This is a genomic window from Gammaproteobacteria bacterium (assembly GCA_016705365.1).
In the GTDB taxonomy this organism is placed as follows: Bacteria; Pseudomonadota; Gammaproteobacteria; order Pseudomonadales; family UBA5518; genus UBA5518.
Genome location: JADIYI010000009.1, coordinates 414,377 through 438,283, shown reverse-complemented (window position 1 = coordinate 438,283; position 23,907 = coordinate 414,377). Strand labels below are relative to the sequence as shown.

At 64.1% G+C, this 23,907-nt stretch carries 22 protein-coding genes; 17 read left to right on the top strand and 5 right to left on the bottom strand.

Features of this window, described 5'->3' with window-relative positions:
- Positions 1–17 precede the first annotated feature (17 nt).
- The 15 genes from IPF49_20085 (at position 18) to hflC (ending at position 15,251) form a co-directional block, all read left to right on the top strand.
- Positions 18–1,391, top strand: a complete 1,374-nt coding sequence (locus IPF49_20085; GenBank protein ID MBK6289890.1) for a DUF1329 domain-containing protein — start codon at positions 18–20, stop codon at positions 1,389–1,391.
- Complete coding sequence (locus tag IPF49_20080) at positions 1,391–2,356, top strand: hypothetical protein (protein ID MBK6289889.1); 966 nt, start codon at positions 1,391–1,393, stop codon at positions 2,354–2,356. Before IPF49_20085 ends, IPF49_20080 begins: the two co-directional genes overlap by 1 nt.
- 11 nt (positions 2,357–2,367) lie before the next feature.
- Positions 2,368–4,212, top strand: a complete 1,845-nt coding sequence (locus tag IPF49_20075; protein MBK6289888.1) for a hypothetical protein — start codon at positions 2,368–2,370, stop codon at positions 4,210–4,212.
- A complete protein-coding gene (locus tag IPF49_20070; protein MBK6289887.1) occupies positions 4,212–4,847 on the top strand; it encodes a MotA/TolQ/ExbB proton channel family protein in 636 nt (211 codons plus the stop codon). The genes IPF49_20075 and IPF49_20070 overlap by 1 nt, the downstream gene beginning before the upstream one ends.
- Positions 4,848–4,861: 14 nt before the next feature.
- A complete protein-coding gene (locus tag IPF49_20065; protein MBK6289886.1) occupies positions 4,862–5,266 on the top strand; it encodes a biopolymer transporter ExbD in 405 nt (134 codons plus the stop codon).
- Positions 5,263–5,676, top strand: a complete 414-nt coding sequence (locus IPF49_20060) for a biopolymer transporter ExbD (protein ID MBK6289885.1) — start codon at positions 5,263–5,265, stop codon at positions 5,674–5,676. Before IPF49_20065 ends, IPF49_20060 begins: the two co-directional genes overlap by 4 nt.
- A 49-nt stretch (positions 5,677–5,725) precedes the next feature.
- Entirely contained in the window at positions 5,726–6,823 is a 1,098-nt protein-coding gene (locus IPF49_20055; protein MBK6289884.1) for a VWA domain-containing protein, read from the top strand.
- Positions 6,820–8,985, top strand: coding sequence for a hypothetical protein (locus tag IPF49_20050; GenBank protein ID MBK6289883.1), 2,166 nt, complete (start codon positions 6,820–6,822; stop codon positions 8,983–8,985). Before IPF49_20055 ends, IPF49_20050 begins: the two co-directional genes overlap by 4 nt.
- Before the next feature lie 275 nt (positions 8,986–9,260).
- Positions 9,261–10,550 (top strand): DUF1329 domain-containing protein, encoded by a 1,290-nt coding sequence (locus IPF49_20045; protein ID MBK6289882.1) that lies wholly within the window; start codon positions 9,261–9,263, stop codon positions 10,548–10,550.
- 34 nt (positions 10,551–10,584) lie between these two features.
- Positions 10,585–11,592 (top strand): YhdH/YhfP family quinone oxidoreductase, encoded by a 1,008-nt coding sequence (locus tag IPF49_20040; protein ID MBK6289881.1) that lies wholly within the window; start codon positions 10,585–10,587, stop codon positions 11,590–11,592.
- Between the two features lie 17 nt (positions 11,593–11,609).
- A complete protein-coding gene (locus tag IPF49_20035; GenBank protein MBK6289880.1) occupies positions 11,610–11,852 on the top strand; it encodes an SDR family oxidoreductase in 243 nt (80 codons plus the stop codon).
- A gap of 33 nt (positions 11,853–11,885) precedes the next feature.
- Complete coding sequence (locus IPF49_20030) at positions 11,886–12,656, top strand: glucose 1-dehydrogenase (GenBank protein MBK6289879.1); 771 nt, start codon at positions 11,886–11,888, stop codon at positions 12,654–12,656.
- Positions 12,657–12,717: 61 nt separating this feature from the next.
- On the top strand, positions 12,718–13,194 hold the full coding sequence (locus IPF49_20025) for a DUF3237 domain-containing protein (GenBank protein MBK6289878.1): 477 nt from the start codon (positions 12,718–12,720) through the stop codon (positions 13,192–13,194).
- A gap of 75 nt (positions 13,195–13,269) precedes the next feature.
- Positions 13,270–14,310, top strand: coding sequence for an FtsH protease activity modulator HflK (gene hflK / locus IPF49_20020; GenBank protein MBK6289877.1), 1,041 nt, complete (start codon positions 13,270–13,272; stop codon positions 14,308–14,310).
- Complete coding sequence (gene hflC / locus IPF49_20015; protein MBK6289876.1) at positions 14,307–15,251, top strand: protease modulator HflC; 945 nt, start codon at positions 14,307–14,309, stop codon at positions 15,249–15,251. The genes hflK and hflC overlap by 4 nt, the downstream gene beginning before the upstream one ends.
- A gap of 40 nt (positions 15,252–15,291) precedes the next feature.
- Here hflC and sugE read toward each other — a convergent pair whose 3' ends face one another.
- Positions 15,292–15,612: a quaternary ammonium compound efflux SMR transporter SugE gene (gene sugE, locus IPF49_20010; protein MBK6289875.1), complete on the bottom strand. Its 321-nt coding sequence runs from the start codon at positions 15,610–15,612 to the stop codon at positions 15,292–15,294.
- Between the two features lie 150 nt (positions 15,613–15,762).
- Between sugE and IPF49_20005 the strand changes: the two genes are divergently transcribed.
- Together IPF49_20005 and IPF49_20000 are read left to right on the top strand one after the other, a co-directional pair.
- Complete coding sequence (locus tag IPF49_20005; protein ID MBK6289874.1) at positions 15,763–16,677, top strand: cation transporter; 915 nt, start codon at positions 15,763–15,765, stop codon at positions 16,675–16,677.
- A gap of 104 nt (positions 16,678–16,781) precedes the next feature.
- Positions 16,782–18,644, top strand: a complete 1,863-nt coding sequence (locus IPF49_20000; protein MBK6289873.1) for a potassium transporter Kup — start codon at positions 16,782–16,784, stop codon at positions 18,642–18,644.
- Between the two features lie 18 nt (positions 18,645–18,662).
- On the opposite strand, the gene IPF49_19995 is transcribed toward IPF49_20000, so the two are convergent.
- The 4 genes from IPF49_19995 to speB form a co-directional block, all read right to left on the bottom strand.
- Positions 18,663–19,667, bottom strand: a complete 1,005-nt coding sequence (locus tag IPF49_19995; protein ID MBK6289872.1) for a PA2778 family cysteine peptidase — start codon at positions 19,665–19,667, stop codon at positions 18,663–18,665.
- Positions 19,668–20,039, bottom strand: a complete 372-nt coding sequence (locus IPF49_19990; protein ID MBK6289871.1) for a PA2779 family protein — start codon at positions 20,037–20,039, stop codon at positions 19,668–19,670.
- A 167-nt stretch (positions 20,040–20,206) separates the two neighbouring features.
- Positions 20,207–22,795, bottom strand: coding sequence for a TonB-dependent receptor (locus IPF49_19985; protein ID MBK6289870.1), 2,589 nt, complete (start codon positions 22,793–22,795; stop codon positions 20,207–20,209).
- A 147-nt stretch (positions 22,796–22,942) separates the two neighbouring features.
- Positions 22,943–23,896 carry an agmatinase gene (gene speB / locus IPF49_19980; protein ID MBK6289869.1) on the bottom strand — a complete coding sequence of 318 codons (954 nt, stop codon included), beginning with the start codon at positions 23,894–23,896 and terminating at the stop codon, positions 22,943–22,945.
- Positions 23,897–23,907: the final 11 nt, after the last annotated feature.

Below are 23,907 nucleotides of genomic sequence, written 5' to 3'. Positions count from 1 at the left end.
TTTTGGAGGATCCGAAAATGCGCATCAGAAAATATGACTTCAACTACAGCCGCCGCACCTTTCTCGACAAGTTGGCAAAAGGGACCATGGCGGCCGGGGTGCTCAGTCCGCTGTGGCCGCTGATAGCCCGGGCCGGCGATATCACCAAGGCCTATCCGGACGAACTGCTGTCCATCGAAGGCTACACCAAGGGCAAGATGAAGACCGGTGACATGATCACCGCCGACAATGTCGAACTGGTCAAGGACCTGCTCGATCCGATCACCTATATCCAGGTGAGCCAGATGGGACGCCAGATACGCCTGGTAAAGACCACCACCGATGTGTCGCGCCTGTTTCCGAAGCCATATTTCGAGGCAACCCTTTCCAACCAGGGCAAGGCGAAGCTCGATGCGGACGGCAATGTGGTCACCACCGAGGGCAAGCCGTGGATCGGCGGCAACCCGTTCCCCGATCCGAAGGACGGTCTGGAGGCTTTTGCAAACCTCACCTTGAGCTGGGGCCGTCATGACAATTCGCTGTACGCGGTGCGCGACTGGGATATCGGTCCCGACGGCAACGTGCAATACGAATACGACTTCTGCTGGGCGGAGCAGAACACCGTTGCGCTGCTTGGCGACGGTGGTCCGTACTGGCCCGGAAACGAAGACAAGCTGCGCTACCAGTCGGTGTGGTTCAACTACCCGAACGATTCCAAGGGCACCTCGTTCCTCAATACCTGGTACTACGACCAGCGCAAGTTCCCCGACCTCTACGGCTATCTGCCGGCGTTCAAGCGCGTGCGCCGTTTTCCCACCAACCAGCGTTTCGAGCCGCTGGTGCCGGGTATCACGTTGTTCCTGTCGGATGCCTGGGCCGCCGGCGACCCGATGCTCACCTGGGGCAACTACAAGGTGATCGGACGCCAGCCGATGCTCGGTGCGGTGAGCGAGAACTGGATGGGGCCGGGCACCAACTACGAGCGCCCGACGCACGGTGGCCCAAAAGGCCTGACCTTCATGGAGACCGCCATGGAACTGGTGCCGGAGACCATCGTGATCGAAGCCGAGCCCACCGGTTATCCGCGCGCGCCGGTCAGCAAGAAGCGGGTATGGATCGATGTGCGCAACATGATGTATGTGGCATATATCACCTATGACCGCCGTGGCGAGCTGTGGAAGAGCTTCCATCCGGCTGGCGGCTTGTATGAAAAAGGCGACCAGGTACGCAAGGATGGCAACGATACCGCCTGGTCCTGGACCCATGTGCACAGCCACGATGTGCAGACCAACCGCATGAGCCGCTTCGTGCAGGCCGAGGAAGTGCGTGGCGGCTTCCGTTCCGGGTACAACATGGAGGGCATGTACGACAAGTACCTGACCATGCAGTCCCTGCTCAGGATGGGTACCTGATGCGTGCAATTGCCGCGTTGATCGCGCTTGCCTGCGTGCGCGTGGCGTTCGCCGGCGAGCCGCTCATCGTGCACCAGGGCATTGCCCACGATGCGCTCTACGATGTGTGCTTCGACGCGCGTGGTGGCGTCGCGGTGGGCGCGGCCGGAGTGATACTCGAGAGCGATGTGGACGGGGCGGGCTGGACGCCCGCTGCCGCCCAGCCCACCACACTCGCGCTGCTCGGTGTTGCCTGCGGCGAGGGGCGGCGTATCGCGGTCGGGCAACTGGGCGAGTTGTTCATCGACGACGGCAGTGGCTGGCGAGCGGTGGCAACCGGCACCGAACAGCGCTTGCTGGCGGTTGCCCTGAACCGGTCCGGTCTTGCGGTCGCGGTCGGCGGCTTCGGTTCGGTACTGGTTTCGCACGACGCCGGCGAGCGTTGGGAAGCACCGGTATTCGACTGGCCGACGATCGTGGAGGATTTCGCCGATCCCCACCTCTACGACGTGGATGTCAGCGACGCGGGCGTGATCACGCTGGTCGGGGAGTTCGGCATCGTGATGCGCTCGGAGGATGCCGGAAAAACCTGGCAGCGTGCGTACAAGGGCGATGCCTCGCTGTTCGGCCTGCATATCGATCCCTCGGGCGAGGGCTACGCGGTAGGCCAGCAGGGCTGCGCGCTGCGCACGGTCGATGGCGGTGCGAGCTGGGAGCAGCTTGCCTCGCCGGTGGACGCACTGCTGCTGGACGTCTGGTCCGCACCCGGTGCGGGCGTGTTGATCAGCGGCATGCGCTCGATGCTGCACAGCGACAATGAGGGGCAGAACTGGAGCGCCATGGAAGGCGCCGATATCGCGGTCGGATGGTATGCCGCATTGGCACCGGCGACCGGGAGCAAGAGGATTTTTTCAGTCGGGAACGAGGGGCGTGTGCTCGAGCTTCCGTTCTTCGCGGCAAACCAAGGGCTACAACATAACCAATGAGGGAGTCTTTTATGCGCAACTCAACCAGACTCGCAACCGCAATCCGCGGTATCACGCTGGCATCCATCGCCGCGGCAGCGCCGTCGGCGCTGGCGCTCGATCTCAACGTATCGGGCTTCGTACGCCAGGAGATGGCCTACAAGCTCACCGATGACGAGAATCCGTTCAACCAGCAGGGTAATGTCTACAACGGCAAACCCACGCCAAACTATGTGTTCAACAATATCCTCGGGATCCCGGTCGACGTCACCCGACCCGACTACAGCGAGTCGAATGACTGGAACCTGATGGCGACGCGCGGCGAGCTGGATGTGAAGGCCACGTTCACCGAGAACCTGACCGGTTCGATGAAGCTGCGCGCCTACTACGATCCGGGCATCTACAATGATCTCGGCGACGTGAACCAGTTCGAGGCGAATTTTCGCGGTGACTGCGGCTCGCGTCTGGAAGTGTGCGGCGACGATTTCATGATCGATCTGCCCTCGTTCCATCTCGATTACAGCGACGGACCGTTCTGGGTGCGTGTTGGCAACCAGCAGATTGCCTGGGGAGAGTCGATTTTCTTCCGCGTGCTGGATGTACCGAACGGTCTCGATCTGCGTCGCCACAGCTTTCTCGACTGGGCGTCCGAGGAGTACGCCGACGAGCGGGTGCCCTCGCTTGGCGTGCGCGGCAGTTACCGCTTCCAGAATGAGTGGGAGCTCGAGGCATTCGCCCAGGAATTCAACCCGACCATCTACGCCGCCGAGAATTCGCCGTATAACACCATCGGTACCCAGTTCGTGCGCCAGGAGGCCGATGCCTTCGACGAGGTGGATGACGAATGGAACTTCGGCATGCGCCTGCGTGGGCAGATCGGTGAACTCGGTCTTCAGTTCATGGCCGTCAGCCGGCGCAATCCGGATGGCGCGTTTCGCTGGACCACCTCCAAGGTCAATCCATTCACGAAGGCGGGTATACCCGATCCGGAAGCCATTCCCGGCAGCGGCATCACCACCGGGCAGTTGTTGTCGCAGACGCCGTTCGAGCCGTTCACCGGCCAGGGCATTTACACCGCACGCGAGTGGTTCGAATATGCCGGGTTCACGCGCCTCGATGGTGCGAACCTGCAGCAACTGCTCGACGACTTCCCGGCCGCTGCGGGGGTGGCCCAGCCGGTCAAGGATGCATTCGGCCTGGGCGCGATCGATGATTACGCTTCCGCTTCCACGCTGCTCGATACTTTCTTTTCGCAGGCACTCGGCGGTCTTGGCGATCTGCGCGGCCATATCGAGCGCAAGTACCCGCGTGAGGAGATTTACGGTATCGGCATGAACTACATGTTCTATGCCGAGCCGGATTCCTTCTTCGATCAGTTGATCGTGCGTTTCGAGGCCACCTACACGCCCGACAAGGAGTTCACGGACCTGGCGCTGGCGCAGGAATTCGCCGTGCACGACGAATGGGCCACATCGCTGGTATTCGAGAAAAACCAGCGCTTCTCGGAAAACTTCCCGGCGACCTACATGGTGCTGCAGTGGCTGCACAAAACCGAGAGCGATATGTTCGGCCGGCTGGTCGGTGGCTATGGCGGGGACGCGAGCACTTCGCCGCCCGCAGGCCGTGATGGCAAAGGCTTCGACGCGATCGCTTTCGCATTGCAGCAACCATCACCGACCCTGATGTGGCGTTTTGATCTGGCGGTGCTCTACGATCCCGAGGGTGGCTACCTGATCCAGCCTGGCGTGCGCTGGAAGCCATCGAGTGCATGGACCGTCGAGACCTACGCCAACTTTCTCGACGGCGACAACGACGACCAGATGGGCACTTTCAGCTGGGGTGACGAACTCGGTATGCGTATCGGCTATCAATTCTGATGCAGGAGTTGCTCGCCGATGCGCTGTCACTGGTGCGTCTCGGCGGACCGGTGGTCGTGGTGCTGTTCGCGATGTCGGTGGTGGCGCTCGCGGTCGCGGTGTTCAAGGCCGTGCAGATCCGCGCCCTGACCCGCGGAGCGCGCATGGCCGATACCGCAATGGAGTGCTGGGCGAGGGGTGAGGTGGATGCAGCCCGCACGGCACTCCTCGGCACGCGTGCACCGACGCTGCAGGTGCTCGCCGATGGCATGCGCTGGCTGAGCGAGGGCAAGGAACCCGAGCAGGTGCGCGAGGAACTCGTGCGGCGCGCCCAACGCACGCTGGCGGATGCATCGGGTCTGCTCGGCGTGCTGGAACAGGTCGCGTATCTCGCGCCCCTGCTGGGCCTGCTCGGCACGGTGCTGGGGATCATCGATGTGTTCCAGGGGCTTGCGGTGCAGGGCGCCGATGCCGATGCCGGATCGCTGGCCGGTGGCATATGGGAGGCGCTGCTCACGACCGCGGTGGGTCTTTGCGTGGCCATACCCTTTGCGATGACGCACTCGCTGCTCGAGAACCAGGTCGAGCAGTTGCGCCAGCGCATGGAGGACAGTTTGACGCGACTTTTCACCGTGTCGTTGTACCGGGCAGCCTGAAGAGAGGACGATTCATGTTGCTGGCAGGCCGTGCGCGCGGCGCGCGTCGCGTGGCGATGACGCCGCTGATCGATATCGTGTTCATCCTGTTGCTGTTTTTCATCCTCGAAACGAGTTTCAGCGAATTCCGCCAGATGGGCCTGGCGTTGACCGGCGCGAGTGCCGGGGCGCAGTCGGGACCCGTGCCGCTGCGTCTCGAGGTGTTTGCCGACGGCCGGATCTGGTCGGGTGGAAGCACCCTCGGGGTCGCGACGCTGGGCGCATTCCTCGAGCAACGCCGCGGCGCACCGGGCACGCCGGTGATCGTTGCGCTGGCGCCCGCGGTCGATCTGCAGCTGGTCGTGGATATCTGCGATGTGTTGCGTGAGCACGGGCTCGAGCGGGTCGATCTGCGCGCACTCGAGGGCGCCGCGCCATGATCCGGCTGGAGCGTTCCAGGCACGGCATCCGCAGCATCGATGACAAGCTCATCCCGATGATCAACGTGATATTCCTGTTGCTGATGTTTTTCCTGATCGTCGGCAACCTGAGCCGCCTTGTCGGGCAGGGCCTGGTTTCACCGGTGTCGGTCAGCGATGCGATGGCCGCGGCGCGGAGCATCGAGATCACGCTCTCCGCCGACGGCGCGCTCGGCTGGGGCGACGAGGTGCTGTCACTGGCGCAATTGCAGCAACGCATTCGGCAGCATCCCGGCGCCGCGACCGGGTTGCGCTTGCGTGCGGATGCCCGGGTCAGCGCCGCGCGGCTGCTGCCGGTGATCGATGCGCTCAAGGCCGCAGGCGCCACGCGGATCGCGATCGTGACGGTGCGGCGCGGTCCGCGGGCCTGAACACGGTGTGGCGCTCACCAACCGTCGTACGACGCCGGACATTGCGCCGATGAGCGCGGCGCGACGAATCCTCGTGTGGTCACTGTTGCTGCTGGCCTCGTTCGCGTTGCATCTGCTGTTGACGCGCGAAGCCGGGCGCGGGCTGGAACTCACCGCCGGGAGCGCGCGCGAACGCGCCACCGATCGTGCGATCGAGCTGGCTGTCATCGCCCCAGAAGAGCGCCCGGAGCTGCGTTTCGATCCGCCGCTGGAACTCGAGCCACCGCTGATGTTGCTGGCGGCGAGCGCTGCCACGCCACCCCCGTCGGCAGTCAATCTCGCGATGCGCGCCGCGGCAGGTGCCGGCAGCGAGCTGCCGTTGCCGGCGCTGGCACCCGGGGCCGGCCCGCCGGTTCAGGGACTGGGCACGGCCGGCTTCGGCAGCGGCATCGGCAATGGGCTCAGCAATTCCAGCAATCGCTTCGCGGCCTATGTGCAGGGGCTTCGCGACAGCGGGCTCGACGTGGTGTTCGTGATCGATGCGACGGGCTCGATGGACTGGGTCATAGACGAGGTGCGACGGCGCGTGGGCGACATCGCCGATGCCACCCGCACCCTGGTACCGCTGACCCGTTTCGGCGTGGTGGCGTATCGCGACCATGATGATCCGGAGTTCGTGGTGCGCCAGCAAACGCTGACCTTCAGCCTCGCGAAGCTGGCTCGCTTCATCGATACCCTGGAGGCGAAGGGCGGCGGAAGCTGGCAGGAGGCGGTTTATGCGGGCCTGGATGTGGCGGTCAATCGCGCCGGCTGGCGTCCGGGTGCGAAACGCGTGGTGCTGCTCATCGGCGATGCGCCGCCGCATGAAAACGAGCTTGGCGGTACGATTGCCCTGGCGCGCGAGCTGCAGCGTTCGGGTGGTCAGCTCTCGGCACTCGACGTCAGCAACGACTCCAATCCCGCGCTGATCGAGGCGAGCCTCGGGCGGGCGGTGAATCGCGCGCTGTATCGCGATCGCCCCATGATGCAGTTCGAATCGATCGCCGAGGCCGGCGGTGGCAGTGCCGCGACGATGGACGGCGATATCCATATCACGCGCCAGCTGGTTACGCTGATCATGGGCGGGCAGTTCTCGACCGAGATGCGCCTGCTGCTGGAGGGGCTGTGAGAGCCTGGCTGCGGGCATGCCTGATCGCCTGGCTGGCGTTGACGCCCGCGGCGCAGGGTGCCGTGGAACAGACCGCCGTGCTGGCGAGCGCTATCGAACGCCATGCGGCCAGTTGGAGCCCCGAGCAGTTCAGTGACGGTGTCGACGATTACGGCAAGCGGGTGAGTGCGGCCCGCGAGCGCCGCGAGGGCCCCGCCACGCTCGCCGCATTGCGTGCCAGCGGAGACGAACTGCATCGCGCCTGCCGTGCCCGGATCCGGGTCCTCGAAGCGACGACGGGCGAGGATGAAGCCCGGCTCGAATCGCTGTATCGCTCCGAGCAGTGGCACGCCATCAATTATGCGCTGGCCGGGGTGCGCTACTGGCAGGCCTGGATCGACCTGGCGCTGGCGGACGCGCTGCGCGCGCCGGATCAGCGCATCCCGGCCCTGTCGCGCGCCGAGCGCGGATTCCAGGCAACGGCGGTGCGGATCCTGTTTCCCGGCCTGGTGTACGGCAGCTGGCTCGGCATGGCCTACGTGGAGCTCGCGCGTGACGATGTGGCGGCGGCCGAAAGCCGGCTCACGCGGCTGCGCGATGCGCTGGCCGGCGATCCCGGCAATCCGCTCGCCGATATCGTGGACGGCGAGCTCGCGGTGCTGCGCGCGCGCCGCGGCGAGGCATTGCAAGGCCTTCCCGATGTCGGTGCCGAGATCACTCCGGCGATCGCGCGCCGTCTGCGGGAGGAGGCTTTCGCGATTCTCGAGCAACGCCGCGCGCATGACGTGATCGCCAGCGATGCAGCCGAGCGGCTGCGACGGGTGATCGATGCCGGCTATCTCGACGACGCGCTGATCGCGCGCATGCTCGCCTGGCGCGATGAGATCGTGGGCCGCGACATGGGTGTGATCGGCCTGCTGCTCGATGCGGAGTACGCCTATGCCAACGGGCAGTTCGAGACCACGGTGCTGAAATACCGCGAGTTCATCGCGCAACGGGGCTTCGATCTCGATTTCGATGCGGCGCCGTTTCGCTACCATTACGCGGTCGCTCTCTATCGGCTGGGCTACGCACGTGAAGCGCTCGAAGTGTGCAACAACCTGCAGCAGGACCCGGCGCTGGGCGATGATGTGGCCAAGCTGGCTTTCCTGGTGGCCGGGGAGCTCAACCGCGCGCAGCCGGGAGCGGTAAATCGCGAGCGGCTCGACAGCGCGGCTCGCGAGTTCCTGGCACGCCGTCCCGAGGATCCCGATGCCGCACTGGCGCACCTTGCGCTGGCCACGGGCGGCAGCGAATCCGTGGCACATCTGGCCGCTGCCCGGGGCGACCCGCGAACCCGCGCCGCGGTGGAGCGCGTGCGCCTCGACGCCGCGGTCCAGGAATTCGGCGCCGCATCGCTCGCCCGCGACTGGAGTGCCCGCACGGCGGCGGCGGGCCGGGCGCTGGCGGCGATCGAGGCGCTGCCGCGGGCGCAGCGCAAACCCGTCGCGATGCAGGCGTTGAGCCTGCAGATGCAACTCGCCGCGGGCCAGCCGCCACCGGATATCCTGCAACGGATAGCCACATTGCGGACCGAGGCCGGCGCAGATGCCGGCCTGCGCCGGGTGCTTGCCTGGACCGAGCTGCGGGCGCTGGCAGGGGATCCGTTGCTGGCGCGCGTCGTGCAACTGGTAGCCTCCGCCGATGCCGCCGACAAGCAGGAGCTGGTGGCTTTTCTGCTGGAGCTCGAACAGCGCGGCGAATATGCCGCGCTTGAACCGCTGTGCGCACAGAGCGTTGCCGGCTTCGCGAGCCAGCCTGATCGGCAACGGCAGCTGCTGCTGGTGCGCTACCGGGCGCTCGCGGCGTTGGGTCGTCACGACGAGGCGTTTGCGGTTGCGACCGATATGGTGGGCCGGTTTGCCGAATCCGGAGATGCCTGGCGGATCTACGCCGAAGGCGCCGAGCGGGCGGGTGACGGATTCGCCGCTGAACGCGGCTGGGCAAAGATCGCGGGCGCGGTGCCGGTCGGTTCCGATCACTGGATCGAGGCAACCCTGCGCCGGGTGGCGCTGTTGACGCAGGCAGAGGGCGCCCAGCCGCAACATTGCGCGTTGCTGGATGGGGCAGGAGTGTATCGTGCCAGGATGAATGAATCCGCAGACCGGGAGTTTTCCGTGCTGCGGCAGGAAAATCATTGTTAACGCCAGGGGATGTCGCGGTGAGTGCCCGCTGACGCGTGCTCATACGGCAGCAGACCGTGTGTCGCCAGGATGGCGACACGAGCCTACAGGGACGTACTTGCGGCGGGGTCTGCAGCCGCATGAGCACGCGTCAGCGCGCAGCAGCGCAGTGCCGGATCGAGTGACGTAATCCAGGAGGCCGCAGGATTTTGAGAATCCGCAAATATCATGACGCTTACAGTCGCCGGCAATTCATGCAGCGGCTGGGGCAGGGCGTGCTCGCGACCGGTGTGCTCATGCCACTGTGGAAAGCGATCGCGGCGGACGGGGATATCACGGCCGCCTATCCCGACGAGGCCCTGTCACTGGAGGGTTATACGCAAGGCAAATTGGGCGCGGGCGACACCATCGATGCGCACAACGTGGAACTGGTCAGGGACCTGCTCGATCCGATCCAGTACACCCAGATTGCGCAGATGGGTCGGCGACTGACGGTGCTCGACACCACCACCGACATCATGCGGCTCAGCCCCTGGGAGTACGTCGAGGCGACGCTGCGCAACCGCGGCCGGGCGCGTTTTGCCGCCGATGGCAATGTCGTCACCGACGAGGGCAAGCCGTGGATCGGCGGCAATCCGTTTCCGTCCCCGAGCAGCGGCATCGAGGTATTTGCCGGGATCACCATGAGCTGGGGGCGACACGACGCCTCGCTGTATGCGATCCGCGAATACGATCTCGATGACAGGGGCGCGCTGGGCTACGAGTATCAGTCGTGCTGGGCGGAGCTCGCGCCGGTCGGGCGGGTGAGTGTCGAACCGATGCCCTATATGCCCGGGCACGAAGACAAGCTGCGCTACCAGTCGATTTTCTTCCTGGCGCCGAACGATGTGCGCGGAACCTCGTTTCTGAATATCTGGCACTATGACCAGAACCGCTATCCCGATCTGTTCGGTTATCTTCCGGCGTTCAAGCGTGTGCGACGCTTTCCGACCAACCAGCGCTTCGAACCGCTGATTCCGGGCTCGACGCTGTACCTCTCGGATGCCTGGGCCGCGGGCGACCCGTTCCTGACCTGGGGTAACTATCGCATCGTGCACCAGGGACCGGCGCTCGGTGCGGTATCGCGCAGCTGGAATGCGGCGCATCCGAACTGGGAGCATGGAACGCACGGGGGGGCCAAGGGTCTATCGTTTTGGGATACCGCGGTGGAGTTTGTGCCGGAGGCGATCGTGGTCGAGGCGGAGCCCGTCAAATACCCGCGGGCGCCGGTCAGCAGGAAGCGGGTGTGGTTCGATGCGCGCACCCTGTTGCCGCTCAGCATGGTGAGCTTCGACAGGCAGGGAAATATCTTTCGCTCCTTCGATGGCGCATTTTCGATTTACGAGGACGGCGAGAATCGGGTGATGGACGGGGCGCACCCTTACTGGTCCTGGACCCGGGTGCATGCCCATGATGTGCAGACGAACCGCATCACGCGCCTCGAACAGGTCAGGGAATTGCCCGGTGGTTATCGCAGCGGCGTCAATGACCGGGATCTTTACGATAAATACCTGACGCAGGCGGCGTTGCAGCGTATCGGTTCCTGAAACTTTTGATCGACAACACATGGGAGGACAAAGCATGAGTACGGAATATGACTACCAGGCGCTGATGGTGCGCAAGAGCGAGGACGGAAAATTCAGCCTTGCGGTCGAGCAGCGCAACACGGCCGAGTTGCCCGCCGGCGAATTGCTGGTGCGTGTGCGCTGGTCGTCACTGAACTTCAAGGACATGTTATCGGCCAACGGACACCCCGGCGTGACGCGGCGTTTTCCGCACCAGCCCGGAATCGATGCCGCCGGCGAGGTGGCAGCCAGCGATGATCCGGCATTCAAGACCGGAGACGAGGTGATCGTATCGGGTTATGACCTCGGCATGGGTACCGCGGGCGGGCTGGGGCAATACATTCGCGTGCCCTCGCGCTGGGCAATCCGCTTGCCCCGCGGGCTGACGGCGCGCGAGAGCATGATCTATGGCACCGGCGGGTTCACCGCGGTGCTGTGCGTGGAGAAGCTCGAACAGATGGGCGCGAGCCCTGCTGCCGGCCTGGTCGCGGTGACCGGTGCCACGGGAGGTGTCGGCTCCTTCGCGGTGGCGCTGCTTGCCAAGCTTGGTTACTCTGTGGCCGCCGTTACCGGCAAGAGCAGCGAGCATGCGCGGCTCATGGACCTCGGTGCCGACGAGATCCTCGGCCGCGAGGAACTGCTCGACGAGAACGGCAAGGCGCTGGCGATGCGCAAACCACGCTTTGCCAACGCGATCGATGCGGTCGGTGGCGAATACCTGGCGAGCCTGCTGAATGTGCTGAGCTATCAGGGATCGGTGTCTTGTTGCGGACTCGCGGCCTCGCATCTGCTCAATACCAGCGTGATGCCATTCATCCTGCGCGGGGTGAACCTGCTCGGCGTCGATTGCGTGGAGCTGCCGCTCGCGCGCAAGGAGGCGACCTGGCAGCAGATCGCCGGCGAAATGAAAATCGTGGAGCTCGATCGCATGGCCACGGAGATCGCTCTCACACAGGTGCCTGAACGCCTGGCATTGATGGCAGCCGGCAAGAGCAGTGGTCGCTACCTGGTGAACCTGCACTGAAACGGGAGTGGCACGACATGGGCATCGAAGCGATGTTTTCGCTCGCGGGCAAGGTGGCGCTGGTAACGGGAGCGGCCACCGGCATCGGTCTGGCGCCGGGTGTGAGCGAGGCGCGCGAGATCGTGTATGGCATGACCGCGATGGGACGGCTCGGCACGCCGCGCGACGTGGCGGCGATGGTGCTGTTCCTGGCCAGCGATGCGGCAAGTTACGTGACCGGCGCGGAGTTCGTGGTCGATGACGGCATGAGCGCACGCTGAAAAGAACAAACCGCAACAGCAGGAGATGAAAACATGCGATTGGCAGGCAAGACGGCGCTGGTGACGGGCGCCGGATCGGGGCTCGGTGAGGCGATTGCGTGTCGTCTGGCCGCGGAGGGTGCCTGCGTGGTGGCGAGCGATATCGACCTGCAATCGGTGCAGGCGGTCGTGGCATCGCTGCATGCGGCGGGTCTGCAGGCCGAGGCGGTGAGCCAGGATGTCACCGACGAAGCACGCTGGAGCGAAGTCATCGTCGATGTCATCGGGCGTCACCGGCGGCTCGATATCCTGGTGAACAATGCCGGCATCGTGATCACCGGCACGGTCGAGGACGCGACACTCGATGACTGGCGCAAGACCCAGCGAGTGAATCTCGATGCGGTGTTCCTCGGCACCCGCGCGGCGATCCGGGCGATGAAGGACAGTGGCGGTTCGATCATCAATATCTCCTCCATCGAGGGAATCGTCGGCGATCCGCTGACCGCCGCCTACAATGCCAGCAAGGGTGGCGTGCGGATATTCACCAAGTCGGCCGCGCTGCATTGCGCCGCACAGGGCTACCGGGTGCGGGTGAATTCGGTGCATCCGGGGTTCATCGCGACGCCGATGGTGACGAATGCGCTGGCGGCCATGCCGCCCGCGGAATCCGCGGAGTTCGAGGCACGGGTAATGGCGAGCATCCCGGTTGGCACGATGGGCGAGCCGCTCGATATCGCCAATGGCGTGTTGTTTCTCGCCTCGGATGAATCGCGCTACATGACCGGCGCGGAACTCGTGATCGATGGCGGCTACACCGCACGCTGAGCAATTTCCGGGCGGATCTCCGCCCGGCCACCACCGGCCCGACGGCCTGACCGCGGGCACCATGAAGGAGGATTCCATGTTCGATTACGCGATGGAGCATATCTGCAGCTACAGCGCCACGTTGCAATCGCCGTTCGAGGGGATTGGCGAAACGCCGCTGGGCTTGCGCGTCAATGCCTACGTCAGTGGCGGCGAGGTGTCTGGCCCGCGGTTGCGCGGACGGGTTCTGCCGGTCGGTGGTGACTGGCTCACCATCCGCCGCGACGGCATGGGCATGCTGGATGTCAGGGCGACGATGGAAACCCATGACGGCGCGTTGATCGACGTCCAGTACCAGGGTTTGATGGATCTCGGGGCGGACGGCTATGCCCGGATGCTGGCCGGCGATCCGCCGGTGCGCGCCGCGATCCGCGCCGTGCCGCGCCTGGTGTGCGCGCACCCGGATTATCTCTGGCTGAATCGTCTGCAGTGCCTGAACATCGGCGAGGTGGATTTTGCCACCGCCACCGTCGCCTACGATATGTACGCCTTGCGCTGACCGGCCCGGGCGCGGTATCCGCAGGTACTGCTTGTGGTTATGCTGTAGCCCGATGTTCTGCCGGGAGAGAATTTGATGGTACAGCGACGAAGCGGCAAATCGCCGTTCAGCGTGTACGGCAACGATGACGAAGGTTCTGCCTCGGGGCCACCCGACATGCCGCGTCTGCCACCCTCGGCGATCGCCAGCATCATCGCGGTGACGATCGCGTTGTGGGGTCTGGGCAGCAGCTATTACACCGTGCAGCCGGAGGAGCGCGCGGTGGTGAAACGCTTCGGCGCGGTGATCAAGATCGCCGACCCCGGATTGCATTTCAAGATTCCATTCGGCATCGATCAGCTCGAGTTCGTGGCCACCGAGCGGGTGCTGAAGCAGGAGTTCGGTTTTCGCACCGAGGGGGAGGAGGATCGCACGCAGTATTCCGCAAGAAATTTTCCTGATGAATCGCTGATGCTCTCGGGCGATCTCAATATCATCGATGTCGAATGGGTGGTGCAGTACCGCATCTCGGACCCGATGAAGTTTCTCTACTCGATGCGCGAGCCGACCCGCACCCTGCGCGATATCTCGGAATCCGTGATGCGGCGCGCGGTGGGCAACCGCCTGGGCAGCGAGGTGCTGACCACGGCGCGCGTCGAGATCGCCAATCTGGTGCACGAGGAAATCCAGGAGGCGATGGATCGCTACGAGGCGGGCATACACGTGATCACGGTGCAGTTGCAGGACGTGGTGCCGCCGGCGCGGGTGCAACCGGCGTTCAACGAGGTCAACGAGGCGCGCCAGGAGCGCGAGCGCATGATCAACGAGGCGACCAAGCGCGCCAACCAGGAGATCCCGCGCGCCAAGGGCATCGCCAACCGCACCATCGCGGAATCCGAGGGTTATGCCACCGAGCGCGTGAACGCGGCGCATGGCGAGACCGCGCGTTTCAAATCCATTCTCGCCGAGTACCGGGTGGCGCCGGAGGTCACCCGAACCCGCTTGTATCTCGAGACCCTGAACGCAGTGCTGCCGAAAGTGGGCAGCGTGCTGGTGGTACAGGACAAGCAGATGCCGCCGCTGCCGCTGCTCAACCTGCGCGATGCGCAGCCCGCGAAAAAGGAGGCGGCACGATGAAACTTCCGATAGTTCCGCTCCTCGTCGCGCTGATCCTGCTGATGGTGGTGTCTTCCGCGGCCTTCGTGGTCGATCAGGGCGAGCAGGGCATCATCGTGCAGTTCGGCGAGCCCGTGGGCGAGGTGGCGAGCGAGCCGGGCCTGCACTGGAAGACCCCGTTTATCCAGGAAGTGCGCTATTTCGACAAGCGCCTGCTGGTGTGGGACGGCTCGGTGAGCCAGATCCCGACACTGGGCCGCGAGTTCGTGCTGGTCGATACCACCGCGCGCTGGCGCATCGTGGATCCGCTGCAATTCCTGCGCTCGGTTCGCGACGAGAACGGCGCCCGCACGCGTCTCGATGACATCATCGATTCGATGACACGCGACATCATCTCCGGCACCAATCTCGAGGAGATCGTGCGCTCGCGCGACTGGAGCGTCGATATCAAGGCCATCGAGGACGAGTCGATGGTGCGCGAGGATGTGGACCTGCTCGGCAAACCGAAGAAGGGACGGGCGCTGCTGGAGAAGGAAATCCTCGCGGCCGCCTCGGAGCGCATGCCGGAGATGGGGATCGAACTGGTCGATGTGCGTCTCAAGCGCATCAATTATATCGAAAGTGTGGGTGCCCAGGTCGAGAGCCGGATGATTTCCGAGCGCCAGAGTATCGCGGAGCGCTTCCGTTCCGAAGGCCAGGGCAAGAGCCAGGAAATACTCGGCGAGATGGAAAAGGAACTGCGCAGCATCCGTTCGCAGGCGGAACGCCAGGCCGCCGAGATTCGCGGCAAGGCCGATGGCGAGGCAACGCGGATCTATGGCGAGGCCTATGGCGCGGATCCCGAGTTCTACGCCTTCCTGAACACGCTGGAAACCTACAAGGTGCTCGGCGAGAACACCACCCTGATGATCGACGCGAACTCGGAGTTTTTCCGCTATATCGAGTCCACGCGCAAGCGCTGATCGATGGTCATCGGTATCCGGGTCGGGCAGGTCGCGAACATCATCCCGGCGTCGCGAGTTTCAGGCCGATGATGCCGGTGACGATCAGCGCGACGCTGGCCAGGCGCAGCGTGTTCGCGGGCTCGTCGAACAGCACGATGCCGAGTGCCACGGTACCGATCGCACCTACGCCCACCCACACGCTGTAGGCGGTGCCGAGCGGCAGCTGTTTCAGCGCGATCGCCAGCAACCAGATGCTGAAGCCCATCGCGATCACCGTCAGCACCGACGGCCACACGCGGGTGAATCCCTCCGAGTACTTGAGCCCGACGGCCCAACCGATCTCGAACAGGCCGGCGCTGACGAGGATGATCCATGCCATCGACTTGCCTCCTTGGTGACGGCGGCATGATAGCCGAGTGTCCATGGTCTGGTTGCATGTGGCTGCCATGCCCGTGTCGGCGGATATAATTGCGCAGCATCTGCACTGGGCGCGCTACCGTGCTCCGGGCGATACCAGGGAACCGGCAGGATGTCCGAACACCACCATCACCATGAGACACCACGGAACTTCGGCCGCGCGTTTGCACTTGGCATCACGCTGAATCTCGGTTTTGTGCTGGTCGAGGCATTCTACGGCTGGCGTGCGGGTTCGCTCGCCCTGCTTGCCGATGCGGGCCACAACCTGAGCGATGTGGTGGGTCTGATCCTGGCCTGGGCCGGCATCGCGGCGGCCCGCCTGCCGGCCGACGATCGCCATACCTATGGCTGGCGGCGCGCCTCGATCATGGCCGGGTTTGCCAATGCCGTGCTGTTGCTGCTGGCGATGGGTTCGCTTGCCTGGGAGGCGCTGCAGCGCCTGCAACAGCCCGCGCCGCTAGCAGGCTTCACGGTAATGGCCGTGGCCGGTATCGGCGTGGTGATCAACACGCTGACCGCGCTGATGCTGATGTCGGGCAGCAGGCGTGATCTCAATATCCGCGGTGCCTTCCTGCATATGGCGGCGGATGCGCTGGTCTCGGTTGGAGTGGTACTGGCGGGAGCGTTGTATCTCTGGCGGGGCTGGGCGTGGATCGATCCGGTAATGGCGCTGGCCATTGCGGTGGTCATCGTGGTCGGCACCTGGTCGCTGTTGCGCCAGACACTTCATTTGCTCTTCGACGGTGTGCCGGCGCATATCCCGCTCGGGGCGGTGCGTGAGTGCCTGGTGCAACTTCCCGGTGTGGAGGCGGTGCACGATCTGCACGTGTGGGCGATGGCGAGTTCGGAGACAGCGCTGACCGCCCATCTCGTGGTCGGTGACGGGGCCGGCGACAGCGATGCGCTGTTGCAGTTTGCGATGGCGCGATTGCACGGGGAATTCGCCATAAACCACGTCACGCTGCAGATCGAATCGCCACGCTTTTCCGCCGCCTGTACCTCCGTCCCGGGCGGCTGTGCAGCGTAGCTTTCAGGTGCGGATTTGGCGCAGAAAATAAGGTTTACGTCGGTGCCGGCAGACGTTAAGGTGACACCCCATCGGCAGTGCCTGCCCTCGAGTCTGCGTTCTCCATGAGCAATCCGAATGCGCGTACCGCCCCATTGACCCTTGCGGCAATGGGCGTGGTCTATGGCGATATCGGTACCAGCCCGCTGTATGCGTTCAAGGAGTGCTTTCACCAGGCGCATGGCCTGCACCCGGGCCGGGCGGAGGTGTTTGGCGTGCTGTCGCTGATCTTCTGGTCGGTCACCGCGGTGGTCACCCTGAAGTACGTGGTGTTCATGATGCGCGCCGACAATCGTGGCGAAGGCGGCAGCCTTGCGCTCCTGTCGCTGGCGATGCGCACCACGCGCAATACGCGGTTTTCGGCCGTGATCCTGGTGCTCGGCATCTTCGCCGCCGCGTTGTTCTACGGTGACAGCATGCTGACCCCCGCGATTTCGGTGCTGAGCGCGGTGGAGGGCCTGAACCTGCTCACCCCGGTTCTGGACGATTACGTGGTGCCGCTCACGCTCGCCATCATCACCGGGTTGTTCATGATCCAGCGTCGCGGTACCGCCTCGGTGGGAGCCTGGTTCGGTCCGATCATGTCGGTATGGTTCGCAGTGCTGGCCGGCCTTGGCGTGTGGCACATCAGTTCGATGCCCTCGATCCTGCAGGCGCTCAACCCCTGGTATGTGGTGCTTTTGTTCCAGCAGCATCTGCTGATCGCGTTCATCGCGCTCGGTTCGGTGGTGCTGGCGCTCACTGGCGCCGAAGCGCTCTATGCGGACATGGGGCATTTCGGCAAGCGCCCGATCCGCATCGCCTGGACCGCGTTCGTCTCGCCGGCCCTGGTGCTGAATTATTTCGGGCAGGGTGCGCTGGTGTTGCAGGAGCCGTCCGCAATGGACAACCCGCTGTACCGGATGGTGCCGCAGATCGCGCTGCTGCCGATGATCCTGCTCGCGGGGATGGCCACCGTGATTGCCTCGCAGGCAGTGATATCGGGCGCGTTTTCGGTGACCCGCATGGCGTTTCAGCTGAAGCTCGTGCCGCGCATCCCGACCATCCATACCTCGGTATCCGAGGAGGGCCAGATCTATATCCCGTTCATCAACTGGACGCTGTTCGTGGCGGTTGTCGCGCTGGTGATCGGTTTCGGCGAGTCCAGCGATCTGGCCGCCGCATACGGCGTGGCGGTTACCGGCACGATGCTGATCGATTCATTGCTGCTCACCGTCGTGATGCTGCTGTCATGGAGCTGGAACCGCTGGTTCACGGGCATGGCCGCGCTCGTGTTCATCCTGGTGGATACCGCTTTCTTTACCGCCAACTCGCTGAAGGTGCCTCACGGTGGCTGGTTCCCGCTCGCGATCGGCGTGGTGATCTTCACCCTGCTGACCACCTGGGGTACGGGTCGCAAGCTGCTGATTGCGCGTCTGCGCGAAAGTGCGATGCCGATCGGCCTGTTTCTCCAGGGGCTTGCGGATATCCAGCGGGTGCCCGGCACCGCGATTTTTCTGACCAGCAATCCGCACGGCATTCCGCCGGCGATGCTGCACAATCTGAAGCACAACAAGGTGATCCACGAGACAGTGATCCTGCTCACCGTTCATACTCTCGACCGCCCCGCCGTTGCGCCGCGCGAGCGCTTGCACATCACGGAGCTGGGTGACGGCTTTTACCGCGCGGAACTCGATTTCGGCTATCTGGATGACCAGAACGTACCCGACAACCTCGTTGCACTGGCGCCGCCCGAGTTGCCGGTGGGCGAGATGGAGACCTCCTACTTTCTCAGCCGCGAACGGCTGGTGTCATCCGCCACCCCCGGCATGATGGCATGGCGCGAGGCGCTGTTCTCGTGGCTGATGCGCAACGCCGCGACACCGCTCTCCACCTTCCACCTGCCACCCAACCGCGTGGTCGAACTCGGACAGCAGATCGCGCTTTGAAGTCGTCTCGGCAACACCTCAGATGCCGTAGGCGCCGCAGCTCGGGTCATCGCCGCCGGCCCGCGCGGCAAGCTCCGCCAGCGTGACCTCGATATCGGCCTGCCATTTCGAGCCTGCACCGCGCGTGGCCGCAAACGCTTGCAGCAAGCGCTCGGCCATGCGCGGACAGCCCGCTTCCCCGAGTATCGAGGCAAGATTGTTGAGCAGCGCCGGATCGTGCGGGTTCGCTTCCAGCCCGCGTCGGTAAAAGCCGATGGCGCGATCGAGATCCGCACCGCGATAGGCGAGATTGCCGAGCCCGAGGTATGCCAGGGGCTGCTCGGGCCAGTTGACGAGCGCGGCTTGCCAGGCCGCGCTTGCGGCGTCGTTGCTGGCCACGATCTCGAACGCCGCGACCGCCTCCGCGTAGCGCCGCGGATCGGGCCCTGCCGGCAGTTCGCCGGGTTGCAGCGCCACCATGGCCCAGCGCCCGGCCCAATCCCAGCTGCGGAGAAATTTTCCGGCCCCGATCGGCAGTTGCTGCTTCTTTCCGCTGTTGAGGAAGAAGCGATTGCTGCGCGCATCGAATCCGGTCAGCACTGCGTAGTGCCAGGCGGGGAAACGGGGAGTGAGCAGGTTCTGCAACACCAGCACCGGCCGACCGGCTTCGAGCTCGGCGACCAGTGCCTGTGGTTCCCCGGCGGGCAGGTAGGCGATGCGCCCGGCGCGGCGCGTGGCCGCGAGCAGTTCGATCTGCAGGCTACCCTGCCTGCCGGGCAAAAACACCTGCGGCGTCAAGGTCACCGGATCGATATCGACTCCCGAGGCGCCGAGCACGCCGGCCAGCGCGGCGGGTCCGCACTGATGATCGGTCTGGGGAAAAAACGGTACCGGGACTGCCAGCACCGTGGTGGTTGCGGCGGAATGCTCTGCAATCTCGAGCGGCGGGTTGTGGCCGCAAGCAGACAACAGCGCGCACATCATGAGCAACACCATGCCGCGCGGCAGCTTGTCACCCGCCGCGCGGCACAGGCTGCGCATCACTCAGATTTTTTTGAAGATATCGATTACGCCGGTAAATTCGAGAATCATCAGCACCAGGAATACCGCGCCGACCAGCGCCAGCGCGCCTTCGCCTGCCGGCAGGCTGTCGAGCCGGGTGTCGAGCTGGGCGAGCTCCTGGTCGCTGAGTGCCGCTACCCGGAGCTCCGCCTGTCGCGGGTCCACACCGAGTTCGACCATCGCCGCACGCACATCGTCACGCGCCAGCCGGGCACCGATCCCTGCGAGCCGTGACTCGCGAGTCTCCGTGGCCAGGGCGTCCTGGGTGGAAATAACCGCAGCCGACACCCGGGTGGCGGTGCCCGCAAACATCAGGGTGACTGACAACAGCAACGCGGATGCTTTCCTGTACACGTCTTGCTCCTCACTGGAAATACACCGGGATATCCCGGATCGCGGGAGAGCATAAAAGCCATTGCCGGCGATGTCCACAATGGAGCCCGGGGACAATTCGCCGGATCCGTGCTTGCCCGGCAACGACGGCATGTGCGGCCTTCAGGCGGGCGGCCCTCTGCTGCTTTCTAGAAGTTGTAACCCAGCTCCACCCCATACATGCGTGGCGGTCCGGCTGTGACCGGAAAGGTACCCACGGAATCGCCGACGGCGGCGGCACCGAAGTAATAGAACTCGTCGGTCAGGTTGGTGCCGTACACGGTGATCTGGTACTTCTCGTCCGGGCTGGTCCAGCCGAGACGGGCGCTGAGCAGGCCATAATCGTCGAAGCTGGATTGATTGACATTCTGCCCGGCACCGGCATCGAGACCCATGAAAATATCGTCGATATAGCTGTAATCCATCCGTGGCACGAAGCGGCCGTAATCGGTTTCAAGGGTGTACTGGACGGCCAGGCTGTAGGTCATGTCGGGCACTTCGGCAAACGGTTCCCCCGAGCGATCGACCACGGGCAGTGGCTGCTGGGTCAGCAGCGCGACGGAACTGAATTGCTGTTCCTCGAAATCGAGATATTCATAGTCGTTGTAGCTGCCGGTGGCGATCAGCAGCAGGTTGTCGACCGGTGCCAGGGTGAGTTCGAGCTCGATGCCCTGGATGCGGGTCTTGGATGCGTTGGTCAATACCACGCGCGGCGTGTTCGTTGAATCCATCTGCACCTGGCGCAGCTGCATATCGTCGAAGTCGGTGCTGAAAACGGCGCCGTTCATGCGCATCCGCGAAGCGAACAGATCCAGCTTGAAGCCGAACTCGATATTGGCCACCGTTTCCGGTTCCACCGTCTGCTGTCCGTCCAGTCCCACCGGTTCGAAGGTGCCGGACTTGAATCCCTCGGCGTAGGAGACGTACACCATCGCGCTGTCGACGATGCTGTCGGCGATCATGCTCTCGGGAAACCTGTAGGAGAGACTGACCATCGGTGTGGTTTCCTCCCAGGTCTCGCTGGCACGGTTCTCCACTGCCGGAAGCAAGGCGTAGTCGATCAGACCGGTGCTCGGATCTATGGAAAACTGATTGGTGATGATCGAGAAAATATCCTGTGCGAAGACCACGTTGGGGTCGACGAACGCGACACCGTACGAGGGGAGGGGTACCAGGATACCCGGCACGCCGGCAATCGCGTCGAAGGCGATCCTGCGAAACTCGGCCTCATCCAGCAGTTCGAGCTGGACCGTCTGTTCACGCTCTTCGCTGGTCCAGCGGACTCCGGCGGTGAATTCGATATTTTCCGTCAGCTGGTAGCTGCCCTGGAAGAAGGCGGCATAGGTCGAGTTCTTCAGTTCGTAGGTCTGCTTCTCCCCGGAGGGCGAGTTGATCACCAGGATGTTCGGTGGGATCAACGAGCCGGAGGAATAACTCGCCATTGCATCGGTGCCGTCATCGATATCCTCCTCCATGCCGAACAGGCCGAAGGTGTAATCGAGTTTTTCCGCGAATGCCGAGCCGTTCAGCTGGAATTCCTGTGACCATTGATCGCGGTTGCTGGGCGATATGTGATAGCGGGTGCTGATCGGCAAACGGGTGGCGTCGTTGTCCGGATTGCCGCCGTTGCCGAATTTCTTCTGGTCGCCGTAGCCGGTGATGCTTTTCAGCGCCAGGTCATCGCTGATATCCCAATTGATGGTCACGCCCAGCAGCGTGTTGTCGAGGTTGAACGCGGCGTGTGGCGTTTCGTGCACGTACTTGCGTTTTTTGGTCAACGCCTGCGATTCGTGGCAGGCCGCTTCGTAAACCGTGCTCTGCTCGGTCAGGCCGGGACTGAGCGGCGTGTCATTGTCGTCGAAGGCATCGACACCTACGGTATCGCCGGGCCAGACGCGGTTGCCGAACAGCGAGTCCTCGCCGTTGAAACTGCTGTTTTCCATCCAGCGGCAGTTGGTGGCCGGTTGCACTTCGCGGGTCTCGCCGTAATAGGCAAACGTGTCCACGCTCACGGTATCGCTTGGGGTCCAGTGCAGTTGCAGCGCCGCGGATTGGCGGTCCTCGGAGGCGGCGGTCTGGCCGGTCACGATATTGTCCATGTACCCGTCGCGCTCGATCGAGGCCAGCGTCAGCTTCGACAGCAGGGTGTTCTTGATCAGCGGCACATTGAGCGTCGCCTTGAAGTCCTGGCGATCATAGTTGCCAAACCGTGCCTGGACGTCGCCGCCGAATTCTTCCGTCGGTGCCTTGGTGGTAATGATCAACGCGCCGCCGGTGGTGTTCTTGCCGAACAGGGTGCCCTGCGGCCCGCGCAATACCTGCACGCTCTGCACATCCATGATGTCCAGCAACTGGCCGTCCTTGCGCGGAATGTAGAGGCCATCGAGGTACACGCCGACCGGGCCATCGACACGGGCGCCGTCATCGCGCTGGCCGATGCCGCGGATCCAGATCTGCGCGGTACTGGCTTCATCGATCTGCAGCCCGGGAACCTGCAGCCCCAGCGTCTTGATATTGGTCACGCCGGCGTCGCGCAGCTGGTCGCCGGAGAATGCCGTTATTGCGATCGGAACGTCCTGCATCGACTCGTCGCGCTTGCGCGCGGTTACCACGACTTCCTCGATGGCGAGCTGCTGGGCATGCAGCTGCGGAGCCAGGGTAGTCGCACCCAGCGAACAGCCCAGGGTAGTGATGGCGACAACGATGGAACGACGGGCAAAGGGGATTGCTTTTGGCACGGTTCAGTCTCCTACAACAGCTAAATTTATCAACCGGACAAGCCGGTGTTTCGTTCTGTCAGCAGACAGCCGAACGCTACAGTATTTTTCCGTGGTGGTACATGACTTTACGGTAATATTTCCCGGGCTGGCCGGCTGCGCAGACTGTTAGCACCGCCGGATGCAGCCGGGCAGGCTGCACAGCATTTCGAACACCAGGTTGGCCGCCAGCAACGCGGTATTGCCGCTGCTGTCGTAGGGCGGCGAGACCTCGACGAGGTCGCAGCCGACCAGGTTCAGACCAAAGCAGCCGCGGATCACCTCGATACCCTGCGAGGCGCTGAGGCCGCCGGGTTCAGGCGTGCCGGTGCCCGGCGCCACCGAGGGGTCGAGTCCGTCGATATCGAAACTGAGATAGGTCGGGGCAGCGGGTCCGATCTGCGCGCGCACTTCCGCCATCAGCGGCGCCAGCGAGCGGTACCAGCACTCCTCGGCCGGCACCACGCGCGCGCCCTGCTGGCGTGTCCAGTCGAAATCGTCGGCGGCATAACCGGTGGCACGCAGGCCGATCTGCACCATGCGTCGCGGATCGATCAGGTTCTCCTCGATCGCACGGCGGAATACCGTGCCGTGGGTGATGCGCTCGCCGAACATCGTGTCGTTGACATCGGCGTGTGCATCCACGTGCACCAGCGCCAGCGGTCCGTGTTTCTTCGCGAGCGCGCGCAGTATCGGCAGCGCAAGCGTGTGATCGCCGCCGAGCGTGACCGGCTTTGCGCCGCAGGCGAGGATGCGGTCATGGAATTTCTCGATGATATCGATCGACTTCAGCAGGTTGTAGGTGTTGAGCGCTACATCACCGATATCGGCGACCTGGAACGAATCGAATGGTGCGGCGCCGGTGGCCATGCCATAGGGGCGCACCAGCACCGACTCGGTGCGGATCTGGCGCGGTCCGTAACGCGTGCCCACCCGGTTGCTGGTGCCGAGATCGAGCGGCACGCCGCAGATCGCGACATCGAGGCCCCGGGCATCGTTTTGTACCGGCAGGCGGAACATGCTGGCAATGCCGGCAAAACGCGGCATTTCGTTGCCGCCGAGCGGCTGGTTGAACTGGCTCATGAGCGCGCGCC

What these genes read in the sequence shown, in the direction of transcription:
- IPF49_20065 (MBK6289886.1), top strand. Translation starts at nt 4,862, where the DNA reads ATGTTGCTGGCAGGCCGTGCGCGCGGCGCGCGTCGCGTGGCGATGACG.
- IPF49_20060 (MBK6289885.1), top strand. Translation starts at nt 5,263, where the DNA reads ATGATCCGGCTGGAGCGTTCCAGGCACGGCATCCGCAGCATCGATGAC.
- IPF49_20025 (MBK6289878.1), top strand. Translation starts at nt 12,718, where the DNA reads ATGAAGGAGGATTCCATGTTCGATTACGCGATGGAGCATATCTGCAGC.
- IPF49_20040 (MBK6289881.1), top strand. Translation starts at nt 10,585, where the DNA reads ATGAGTACGGAATATGACTACCAGGCGCTGATGGTGCGCAAGAGCGAG.
- IPF49_20080 (MBK6289889.1), top strand. Translation starts at nt 1,391, where the DNA reads ATGCGTGCAATTGCCGCGTTGATCGCGCTTGCCTGCGTGCGCGTGGCG.
- sugE (MBK6289875.1), bottom strand. Translation starts at nt 15,612, where the DNA reads ATGGCATGGATCATCCTCGTCAGCGCCGGCCTGTTCGAGATCGGTTGG.
- hflK (MBK6289877.1), top strand. Translation starts at nt 13,270, where the DNA reads ATGGTACAGCGACGAAGCGGCAAATCGCCGTTCAGCGTGTACGGCAAC.
- IPF49_20005 (MBK6289874.1), top strand. Translation starts at nt 15,763, where the DNA reads ATGTCCGAACACCACCATCACCATGAGACACCACGGAACTTCGGCCGC.
- IPF49_20035 (MBK6289880.1), top strand. Translation starts at nt 11,610, where the DNA reads ATGGGCATCGAAGCGATGTTTTCGCTCGCGGGCAAGGTGGCGCTGGTA.
- IPF49_20075 (MBK6289888.1), top strand. Translation starts at nt 2,368, where the DNA reads ATGCGCAACTCAACCAGACTCGCAACCGCAATCCGCGGTATCACGCTG.
- IPF49_20085 (MBK6289890.1), top strand. Translation starts at nt 18, where the DNA reads ATGCGCATCAGAAAATATGACTTCAACTACAGCCGCCGCACCTTTCTC.
- speB (MBK6289869.1), bottom strand. Translation starts at nt 23,896, where the DNA reads ATGAGCCAGTTCAACCAGCCGCTCGGCGGCAACGAAATGCCGCGTTTT.
- IPF49_20030 (MBK6289879.1), top strand. Translation starts at nt 11,886, where the DNA reads ATGCGATTGGCAGGCAAGACGGCGCTGGTGACGGGCGCCGGATCGGGG.
- IPF49_20055 (MBK6289884.1), top strand. Translation starts at nt 5,726, where the DNA reads ATGAGCGCGGCGCGACGAATCCTCGTGTGGTCACTGTTGCTGCTGGCC.
- hflC (MBK6289876.1), top strand. Translation starts at nt 14,307, where the DNA reads ATGAAACTTCCGATAGTTCCGCTCCTCGTCGCGCTGATCCTGCTGATG.
- IPF49_20045 (MBK6289882.1), top strand. Translation starts at nt 9,261, where the DNA reads ATGCCACTGTGGAAAGCGATCGCGGCGGACGGGGATATCACGGCCGCC.
- IPF49_20070 (MBK6289887.1), top strand. Translation starts at nt 4,212, where the DNA reads ATGCAGGAGTTGCTCGCCGATGCGCTGTCACTGGTGCGTCTCGGCGGA.
- IPF49_20000 (MBK6289873.1), top strand. Translation starts at nt 16,782, where the DNA reads ATGAGCAATCCGAATGCGCGTACCGCCCCATTGACCCTTGCGGCAATG.